The organism is Desulfofundulus thermosubterraneus DSM 16057, assembly GCF_900142025.1.
In the GTDB taxonomy this organism is placed as follows: Bacteria; Bacillota; Desulfotomaculia; order Desulfotomaculales; family Desulfovirgulaceae; genus Desulfofundulus; species Desulfofundulus thermosubterraneus.
This window is the reverse complement of record NZ_FQZM01000040.1, coordinates 24,846-33,650: the sequence shown is the minus strand read 5'-3', so window position 1 is coordinate 33,650 and position 8,805 is coordinate 24,846. Positions and strand designations below refer to the sequence as shown.

The window sequence follows — 8,805 nt, the reverse complement described above, 5'->3', positions numbered from 1 at the left end:
CTTTTTTCGGGTGGTGTGGAGGTAAAAGAGCATGGCAAAAGCAAAAAAACAAAAGAAGAAAAAAGAAAGGTCGTTGTTAGAAAAGGGGGCTACGATAACGTATCGCTGTTTGCAGTGTAATGTTGAAGAAGAGATCCCGGAAGAGGTGGTCCAGTATTTTGATCTGGTTGATCCAGGGGACCCGACTATGCCACCCAGATTTGCCTGTGAAAAATGTGGGGGAGAAATGCACCCTAAAGAGCCGTGGCAAAACAGTTTAGAAGACAGTTTAGAAGACATTTTCTAGAAGAGGAAGAACCGCCCGAAGGGCGGTTTTTTTATTTCCTTTGCAAAAGAAGTGAATGTTCAGTGAACCCGCTTGGTGCCACGTTCTCCACGCTCACTCCAGTGCTCCGCAAGTCGTTCGTTTTGGACCCAGCACTCACTGGCATATCAGGTCTTCAAAAAACCTGGGGTATCAATTAAGCCTCAAATACCAGGAGCAGATTCGTATTCTGGTGAGTGCTGGGCGGCACCGTACCGATGGTAGCGGTTTTACTGAACAATTACCCTGAAAGTCATGTGCATAAAAAAAAACCCCCGGCATAATAATAAGCCTGTGGCCTGATTTCGTTTACCGTTACAGCCAGGAGGTGATAGTTTGGCACATCCAAGCAATTTCGGGGAAGGGGAGGGGCGGCTCAAAGCCATGCACGACGCCGACTTCCCCGGTGGAGTTGTGGTAGATCCCACACCGATCACAGCCTACGATGAGATCACCGTATTTTACAACGGATTGTTGGCCCAAAGAGGTGCCGAACAAGTTTACCTGCACGTGGGATTCGGGGACCCCCGTAACTGGCACAACGTCCAGGATTTACGGATGTCCCGCACGGGGTGGGGTTTTGTTAAAACGCTGGAAATACCCGATGAAAGCCGCTTCAACTTCTGTTTCCGGGACAACGCCTATAACTGGGATAACAATAACGGGCTCAACTGGAGTTTCGAAATCCATAACGGCCGGCGCCATATTTAATTTCCAGGGAAGCTTTATGGTCACCACTGGCTTTTAGCGCAGCTTCCATTTGCTTCTTAAATCCCTACCGCCAGGGCCCGGTAGGGATTTCACTTTAGGGCAAAAGGCAAATAACGGATCAGGGAGGGAAAAACTTTTTGCGCATCCTGATGCTTTCATGGGAATACCCGCCGAAATCCGTAGGGGGACTGGCCCAGCACGTCTACGACCTGTCCTGTGCCCTGGTGCGAATTGGAGAGGAGGTACATGTGCTCACCTGTGGTGCCCCCGGTATTCCCGATTACGAGCAAGTAAACGGCGTACATGTCCATCGTTTTCAAACCTACCAAATATCCGCCCCCCATTTTGTCACCTGGGTTGCCCAACTGAACATAGCCATGCTGGAACGAGCCATCCCGCTCTTCTCCGAATTGGGAGGGTTACATATCATTCATGCCCATGACTGGCTGGTGGCATATGCAGCCCGGGCCCTAAAACATTCCTGGCGCCTACCCCTGGTAGCCACCATTCATGCCACCGAATACGGCCGTAACTGTGGTTTACATAATGATATCCAGCGGCATATTAGTGATATTGAATGGTGGCTCACTTACGAGGCCTGGAAAGTGATCTGCTGCAGTCAGTATATGAAAAATGAGGTGCGTCATGTCTTTCAAGTGCCGGAAGATAAGCTCCAGGTCATCGTCAACGGGGTTAATCCGGCCAATTTTGCCACCCGCACCATACGGGTAACCAGGGACCATTTTGCAGCACCCGACGAACGTATTGTTTTTTATGTGGGGCGGCTGGTACGAGAAAAGGGTGTACAGGTCCTTTTAGACGCTGCCCCCCAAATTCTAGCCCGGCACCCGCAGACTAAATTTATCATTGCGGGTAAAGGTCCCTATGCAGAGGAACTGCACCGCCAGGCCGCCAGCCTGGGTATAGCCCAGCGGGTTTATTTTACCGGATATGTAGATGACGAGGTCCGGAACACCCTGTACAGCTGGGCTGATGTAGCTGTTTTTCCGAGCCTGTATGAACCCTTTGGCATCGTCGCTCTGGAAGGAATGGCCGCCCGGACTCCGGTGGTAGTAGCGGATACCGGCGGTTTAAGTGAAATAGTGGAACATGGAGTAGACGGTTTAAAGTTTTACCCCGGCAACAGCCGTTCCCTGGCTGATATGATCGTCTGGCTATTACAAGATCGCCAGTTGGCCCAAAACCTGCGCCAGCAGGCCTATCGCAAGGTACTGGAAAAGTTCAACTGGCGGGATATTGCCCTTGCCACCAGGCGGGTTTATCAGCAGGTGTGGAATGAATACCGCCACGTTCCATGGTACAGCCCGTACATGCGCAGCAACCGTTTATTCACCCGCATGTCCAAAATCTTTGCCCGGGCCTAACCCGAGCTTTAGCGCAGAACAGGAGGGATTTAATGAAAGCAATCATAATGGCCGGGGGAGAGGGCTCCCGCCTGCGCCCTCTTACTTGTAACCGCCCCAAGCCGATGGTACCATTAGCCAACCGGCCCATGATGTCTCACATTGTGGATCTGCTGAAAGCCCACGGTTTTACCGACGTGGCGGTAACCCTGCAATACATGCCCGAAGCCATCCGTGATTATTTCGGTAATGGCTTGCGGTACGGAATTAACATGCAGTACTTCATCGAGGAAAATCCGCTGGGCACCGCGGGCAGTGTAAAGAATGCCCAGGAGTTTCTGGACGAAACCTTCCTGGTAATTAGCGGGGACGCTCTCACCGATTTGGATCTTTCCCAGGCTGTTGCCTTTCACCGCCAGCGGGGAGCCATGGCCACCTTGGTGCTCACCCGGGTGAGCTGTCCCCTGGAGTACGGCGTAGTCATCACCAAACCAGACGGACGCATCACCCAGTTTTTGGAAAAACCTGCCTGGGGTGAGGTTTTCAGTGATACGGTTAATACGGGAATTTATGTGCTGGAACCGGAAGTCCTGGAATACATTGAACCCGGCCGCATGGTCGACTTTAGCAAAGACCTCTTTCCCCTGCTGTTGCGGGAAAAAAAGCCGTTGTTCGGTGTGGTTCTGCCGGGCTATTGGTGTGATATAGGCAATTTACAGCAATATTTGCAGGCCCATCAGGATGTCCTCTCCGGCCGGGTGAAAACTGCCATCCCGGGCCGGGAAATACAACCGGGAGTCTGGGTGGGTGACGGGGTGGAGATAAGTAAAGGCGCCCGCATTACCGGTCCCGTCCTGATTGGGGACGGGAGTTACATCGGTTCCGGCGCAGAGATAGAACCATTCAGTGTCCTTGGGGAAGGTTGTTTGATCCAGGAACAAGCCTCCATCAAGCGCAGCGTTCTTTGGAAAAACGTATATATAGGGCCTGGAGCGGCCTTAAGGGGGGCCATCGTAGCCAGCCGCGTGCAGGTGCAGGCCCACGCGGGTGTTTATGAAGGAGCCATCATTGGCAGTGACTCGGTAATTCAGGAACGGAGCGTAGTCAAGCCCGACGTGAAGTTATGGCCCTATAAACTGGTGGAAAGCGGTACCGTTGTTCAAAACAGCCTGGTCTGGGGTAGCCGGTGCCCGAAGAAAATTTTCGGGCTTGAAGGCATCAGCGGACTGGTCAATGTGGAACTCACCCCGGAATTTGCCTGCCGGGTGGGGGCGGCCTTTGCCTCGGCCATGGGCAACCGGAGGGTGCGCCTGGCTGTAAGCAGCGATGCCTTCCCGGCTTCCAGAATGGTTAAAAGTGCTTTAACCTGCGGGTTGCAGTCGGCCGGCGCACAGGTGGTGGACCTGGGCACCGGCATTACCCCCATGCATCGTTTTGCCGTGCGCCAACTGGCGCTGGCCGGAGGGGTACATGTAAGGCTATCTCCCCACCGCTCCGACCATGTAACCATGATTTTTCTCAATGGCAAGGGCGGAAACATTTCCCGCAGCATCGAGCGAAAAGTAGAAAACCTGCTCATGCGGGAAGACTTTCACCGGGCTGAACCGCAAGCCATCCTTCCCCCCGAGTTTGTTTCCGCCATTGACGAAAGTTATATCGAGGCCCTGATGCGGGATCTCGACCCGGCAGTGCTGGAGGAAGCGCGTTTCCGGCTGGTGGTAGCCTGCGACCGGGATAATTTGGGCCCCTATCTGAAAGATCTAACCGGAAGATTGGGCGTTACAGTGGAAAACCTGGACCTGCCGGGGGGTACACCTCCCGCCACCTGGCGGAATTATCAGGAAACCTTGTCCTTCTTGGGCCGGCGGGTGCGGGAAACGGGTGCTTCGGCCGGGGCGCTCCTGGATGCCAACGGCGACCGGCTGGTGCTGGTAGACGAACGGGGGCGGATAATCCAGGACAACCTGCTTACCGCCCTGATCGCGCTCATCATCCTCCGGGCCCGGGGAGGACCGGTGGTGGTCCCGGTTACAGCCCCGCGGGCCATTGATACCCTTGCCGAAAAGTACAGGGGACAGGTAGTCCGCACCAAGACAGCTGTCCACGACTTTGTGGAAAAAGTGCTGGGACAAGATGAGTTCCAGTTCCTCCTGAATTTTGATGCCCTGGGGGCCCTCACCCGCATCCTGGAGTTTACCGCTAAAAATGGGCTTACCCTGGGTGAGCTGGTAGATGAAATACCCACCTTTTTTATGGACCAGAAGGATGTACCCGTGCCCTGGGAGGCTAAAGGGCGGGTGATCCGTCGATTGATTGAAGACCCCCCCACCGCACAACTGGAATTGCTGGATGGAATAAAGGTCTTTCACCCCCAGGGATGGGCACTGGTCCTGCCGGACCCCGACGAACCGGTTTGCCGCGTTTTTACCGAAGGGGCATCCATGGAAATCGCCAGGTCTTTAAGTGACTTTTATATTGATAAAATAAGCAAAATTGCAGGTTCTGCCGAAGCTACCGGTTGAAAAAAGCTCCCCGTGAAAAACGGGGAGCTTTTTATCCGGCTGCCATTAGCTCTTTTTGTTTAGAACGGTACCAGGAGTAGTCGATATCAGGGAAAATATTATTGGTACGTTCCAGCCAGGACAACCAGCCTTCGTCGATATGCCGCCCTTTGATTTCATCGTAAAGCCTCAGGAAATTCAACAAATGGCTTTTGGTGCGCCTCACCGCGTAATCAACCATGGTTCCAGTGCTCATGATGAAAGCCCAGTCACTGCTCTGGGCCAGAAGCAACTCCCGGGCCGCCTGATTTAAAGCCCGGCGCAAAAGCCCCTGCGCATCGGTATGGGTGTTGGCCAGTTCAACCATCCTGGAGGCAGCCAGGTGAAGGTGGCGGTAAATCCAATCGTTGGCCTGGCAGAGCCAGACTTCATTATATCCCTTGTTCCCCCAGCTGGAAGGACAGGGCCTAGCCACCTGGTTGCAGGGAAAACGCTGCAGGTAATCGCTGGGGGTAACCAGTTCCACCGTATCCTGGTTAAAATGAATTTTGCGAATGAGAAATTCCAACCAAATAGGACCTTCAAACCACCAGTGGCCAAAAAGTTCGGCATCATAGGGAGCGACAATAATGGGCGGCCTGTCCATGTGCCGGCAGAGGTACTTGATCTGCAGTTCCCGGTTGAACATAAAGTTTCCGGCATGGATGGCGGCCTTTTCCCGGGCCCAGACCGGCACATAAGGTTCTTTATGGTTTGTCCGCCCGGTGATGCGGTAATATTTGATGCCTGTGTGCACGCGAATGCCGTCGGGATGAATATACGGCTTGATGTATTCATAGTCCAAATCGTAACCAATATCCCGGTAAAACTCCCGGTAATCAAAATCCCCGGGGTAGCCTTCCTGGGCACTCCACACCTGCTTGGAAGATTCGACGTCCCGGCCAAAGACGGCTACCCCCGAAGGACAGTAAATAGGGGCAAACACCCCGTAGCGGGGCCGGTGGGAGGCAAATAAAACCCCGTGGGTATCGGTAAAGAAAAAGCGGATACCGAACTCCTTGAGAATCTGATCGATGCCCGGCCCATAGGCACATTCAGGCAGCCAGATTCCCCGGGGGGGCATGCCAAAATGCCGGCGGTGCAGATCCACGGCCACAGCAATTTGTGCCCGCACAGCCTCGGGATTCACCATTAGCAGGGGCAGATACCCATGGGTGGCCGCACAGGTGATAATTTCCAAGCGACCTAAATCCTGAAAGCGCCTGAACCCTTGGATCAGGTTGCGTCCGTAAGTGTGATGATAGCTACGGGCAATCTCCCGGAACATGCTCTGGTACATCAGGGCCGTTTCATGGAAAGGGCTGTTTCGTGTACGCTCTACTTCTTTATCCGCAAGTTCCATTAATTGTCTTAAATGGCGGGAATAGCGCTCCTGCAACAGGGGATCGGTTAGCATGGAAACCAGCGGTGGCGAAAGGGAAACGGTAAGGCGAAAAGGTATGTCGTCAGCCACCAAGCGTTCAAAGACATGCAAAAGGGGGATGTAGGTTTCGGTGATGGCCTCGTATAGCCACCTTTCTTCTAAAAAATGTTCATGCTCCGGATGACGCACAAAGGGTAGATGGGCGTGCAACACCAAGGCCAGGTATCCTTTGGCCACCTTAGCCAGCTCCTCCCTCACTCTTTAACCTCTATTTTGGGTCCTGCCACCGGCGGTCCAAATCCAGGAGAACTGATCCCCAGGGGAACCACGGCCGCCCGGCCGGCCACTTCCTGGATTAGCATGGGCGAACTGACACCAAACTGGAATTGATAGGAACGATACACTCCCTCAATCCACATCCATTCCTCATCCAGGCATTCTGAAAGGCTCGACCTAGGAGTAGTTACCACATTGGACCGCAAAAGGGTTATAAAACGACCATCTGGAAACATGCGGCCCAGGTCGACACAAAAGGAACGGTTGGGTTGACCCACGGGGATATGCCAGTTATCCACCTCTTCCTGGACGTTAATATCCATGTAACTGTTGGCATTGTACCCGTTAAAAGTGACACCTGTAACATCGTAAACCCTTAAAACCGGACGGGTATTATTCCACGCCCGGGGCCCGTAAGTGGCATTAAACTCTTCCTGCCGGGTGGCGGTTATTTCCCAGTATGCATAGAGCCAGTAAGGATCCCGCACCAAAAGCACCAGACGATCCACCCCGTAGCGGCGGGGTAGCTCTGGAACTGCCAGCGGCGGCGATTCAACCGGTGGAGCAGGTAAAGCCAGTTCTTCAGCTACTTCCTCGGTAAAAAGAGGAGGAATGACTTTTTCCGAGGGCGCCGGCTGGGTTCCCCGGCGCCGGGAAGTCCATAAAAAAACAACTAGAAACAGGACCACCAGGGCGATCCCGAAAAAGAGCGGAACTAACGCGGTCATGGGAGTACCTCCTTTAGAAAATATAGATAAAACCAGTTTAGGGGTAAATTTAATGCAAGAAGTGTTTGAAAGCTTTTTTTATTATTGCCTCGATGCCGGGATTTATGAACTAAAAATAAGTACCAACCTGCATAAATTTACTTATTTAGAAAAAATCGACCGATTTTTTAGCTTCCGGAAGACGTTAACTTACCACTGTTGCAGGAAAGCACCGTGTAGTGTGGAAGCATATGGGGAGGAAAATCAGTTCTCCAGTTTTTTGGTACGGGTTGTTTTGAAAGGATACAGGGATTAAGATATATAGAAGGATTAATAAAGAGGTGATCAGTTTGTTTCAAAACCCCGACGATGCCATTTTAAAGGAAATATTAAGTAATAGCCGGCGCATTGCCGTGGTAGGTTTATCCAACAAACCGGAAAGGGATAGCTACCGGGTGGCCCATTACATGAAGGAGCGGGGGTATGAAATTATACCGGTCAATCCCATGATCCATGAAGCCCTGGGTGAAAGGGCCTACCCGGAACTCCGTGCCATACCCCATCCCGTCGACGTAGTTAATGTTTTCCGGCGTGCAGAGGAAGTCCCGGAGATTATCGAAGCCGTACTACAACTTAACTTCCAGCCGGTAATCTGGTTGCAACTGGGAGTGGTGCATCAGGAAGCGGCTGAAAAGGCACGGGTCCGGGGCCTAACAGTAGTTATGGACCGTTGTTTGATGGTGGAGCACCAACGGTTGCTGGGGGACAGCTGCTAGTGCTGGACTTCCACGGGAAAAATCAACCACAGCAAGAAGCGGACCGGCCCGCCCGGGCTAGGGAAATCCTGGCCATATTATCCCAAACTTACCCCGACGCCGGAACAGCCCTGCGCTTTGAGACTCCCTTCCAGCTACTGGTGGCGGCCATGCTTTCAGCCCAGACCACCGACCGGCAGGTCAATAAGATTACAGAAAGGCTATTTAAACGCTACCGGGAACCCCGGGACTTTGCCCGGCTGAACCCAGAGGAACTGGCCCGGGAAATCAAGGGTTGTGGATTGTACAAGAATAAAAGCAGAAATATCATTGCCACCAGCCGCATCCTGGTGGAGAAATACAACTCGCAGGTTCCCCGGACCCTGGGGGAACTGGAGCTTCTTCCCGGAGTAGGCCGCAAGACCGCCAATGTAGTGCTAAATGTTGCCTTCGGTCAACCCACCCTCCCGGTAGACACTCACGTCTTCCGGGTCAGTCACCGCCTGGGCCTGGCCCGGAGTAAAACTCCCGAAAAAACTGAGGAGGAATTACTGGCCATCATTCCGGAATACGCCCGCCGGGCCGCCCACCACCAGCTAATCGCCCACGGCCGCACCATTTGCACCGCCCGCCGGCCCCGGTGCAACGCCTGCCCTGTGGCTCACCTGTGCCCTGGCAGAGAGAATAAAAAAGACCCGCCTCAAAATGGCGGGAATGGTAATTAAACCAGTAATGGCCCGGTTCTGTCACGGAACGGGGATTCA

Annotated in this window: 8 protein-coding genes; 6 read left to right on the top strand and 2 right to left on the bottom strand. The window is 53.3% G+C overall.

Annotated features, from left to right (window positions below; all coding sequences use genetic code 11):
• Nucleotides 1-31 precede the first annotated feature (31 nt).
• The 4 genes from BUA65_RS13940 (at nucleotide 32) to BUA65_RS13925 (ending at nucleotide 4,901) form a co-directional block, all read left to right on the top strand.
• Nucleotides 32-286 (top strand): hypothetical protein, encoded by a 255-nt coding sequence (locus BUA65_RS13940; RefSeq protein WP_242656344.1) that lies wholly within the window; start codon nucleotides 32-34, stop codon nucleotides 284-286.
• A gap of 354 nt (nucleotides 287-640) precedes the next feature.
• Complete coding sequence (locus tag BUA65_RS13935) at nucleotides 641-1,015, top strand: carbohydrate-binding protein (RefSeq protein WP_072870559.1); 375 nt, start codon at nucleotides 641-643, stop codon at nucleotides 1,013-1,015.
• Nucleotides 1,016-1,152: 137 nt separating this feature from the next.
• Nucleotides 1,153-2,400 (top strand): glycosyltransferase family 4 protein, encoded by a 1,248-nt coding sequence (locus tag BUA65_RS13930; RefSeq protein ID WP_072870558.1) that lies wholly within the window; start codon nucleotides 1,153-1,155, stop codon nucleotides 2,398-2,400.
• 32 nt (nucleotides 2,401-2,432) lie between these two features.
• A complete protein-coding gene (locus BUA65_RS13925) occupies nucleotides 2,433-4,901 on the top strand; it encodes a mannose-1-phosphate guanyltransferase (RefSeq protein WP_072870556.1) in 2,469 nt (822 codons plus the stop codon).
• Between the two features lie 31 nt (nucleotides 4,902-4,932).
• Here the strand turns inward: BUA65_RS13925 and BUA65_RS13920 are convergent, their stop codons facing one another.
• Both BUA65_RS13920 and BUA65_RS13915 read right to left on the bottom strand, forming a co-directional pair.
• Nucleotides 4,933-6,540, bottom strand: coding sequence for a glycoside hydrolase family 57 protein (locus BUA65_RS13920; RefSeq protein ID WP_072870564.1), 1,608 nt, complete (start codon nucleotides 6,538-6,540; stop codon nucleotides 4,933-4,935).
• A gap of 17 nt (nucleotides 6,541-6,557) precedes the next feature.
• The gene (locus BUA65_RS13915; RefSeq protein ID WP_072870554.1) at nucleotides 6,558-7,307 is read right to left on the bottom strand and encodes a DUF4912 domain-containing protein; all 750 of its coding nucleotides are present in this window, start codon (nucleotides 7,305-7,307) and stop codon (nucleotides 6,558-6,560) included.
• 320 nt (nucleotides 7,308-7,627) lie between these two features.
• Between BUA65_RS13915 and BUA65_RS13905 the strand changes: the two genes are divergently transcribed.
• Together BUA65_RS13905 and nth are read left to right on the top strand one after the other, a co-directional pair.
• Nucleotides 7,628-8,062, top strand: a complete 435-nt coding sequence (locus BUA65_RS13905) for a CoA-binding protein (protein WP_341349623.1) — start codon at nucleotides 7,628-7,630, stop codon at nucleotides 8,060-8,062.
• Nucleotides 8,062-8,766 carry an endonuclease III gene (gene nth / locus BUA65_RS13900; RefSeq protein WP_072870549.1) on the top strand — a complete coding sequence of 235 codons (705 nt, stop codon included), beginning with the start codon at nucleotides 8,062-8,064 and terminating at the stop codon, nucleotides 8,764-8,766. The genes BUA65_RS13905 and nth overlap by 1 nt, the downstream gene beginning before the upstream one ends.
• The last annotated feature ends 39 nt before the right edge of the window (nucleotides 8,767-8,805 follow it).

Bases quoted from the DNA above. Each gene is read 5' to 3' on its own strand.
- BUA65_RS13940 (WP_242656344.1), top strand. From the start codon at position 32: ATGGCAAAAGCAAAAAAACAAAAGAAGAAAAAAGAAAGGTCGTTGTTA.
- BUA65_RS13925 (WP_072870556.1), top strand. From the start codon at position 2,433: ATGAAAGCAATCATAATGGCCGGGGGAGAGGGCTCCCGCCTGCGCCCT.
- BUA65_RS13915 (WP_072870554.1), bottom strand. From the start codon at position 7,307: ATGACCGCGTTAGTTCCGCTCTTTTTCGGGATCGCCCTGGTGGTCCTG.